Below are 470 nucleotides of genomic sequence, written 5' to 3'. Positions count from 1 at the left end.
GCAGGAGATCACCCCCAGCGCCGCGCTCTCGTGGAAGGAGAGGGCTTCCCAGTGGGCCATGGCGCATCTGCCCGCCAGCATGATCCACGGCCTCAGCGACGCCGACCTGGATGTGCTGGGGACCACCCGGTCACGGCACACCTGGGCCAAGATCTACGGCGCGGCCCTGATGCTGGTGGTCGGCCTGTCCCTGAGCGTGGGTGCGCAGGTGTTCTACTCCATGCCCCTGTGGCTGTCGCTGGTGCTGGTGGGCCTGCTCGTCGCCGTCGTGTGGCTCGCCCCGGACGCAGAGGCCCGCAAGCAGGCAACCAAGGCCCGGCGCGAGTTCGCCCGTGCGGTCGCCGTGTACGTGGAGCTGATGGCGGCCGAGCGCAGCCGCAACGCCCAGCCCACGGTGGCGCTGGAGAACGCGGCCGCCATCGGGGACTCCTGGGCCTTCCAGCGCATCCGCCAGGAACTCGTCCGGGCCC

At 71.3% G+C, this 470-nt stretch carries 1 protein-coding gene; it reads left to right on the top strand.

The window, feature by feature from the left end; all coding sequences use genetic code 11:
- A partial coding sequence (locus C6558_RS40225) for a hypothetical protein (RefSeq protein ID WP_199197151.1) occupies positions 1–470 on the top strand: 470 nt, incomplete at both ends.

The sequence above is a fragment of the Ensifer sp. NM-2 genome (assembly GCF_003024455.1).
GTDB lineage: Bacteria > Pseudomonadota > Alphaproteobacteria > Rhizobiales > Rhizobiaceae > Ensifer > Ensifer canadensis.
Note: the sequence above shows the minus strand (reverse complement) of the source record. Positions and strands in the feature narration are given on the sequence as shown.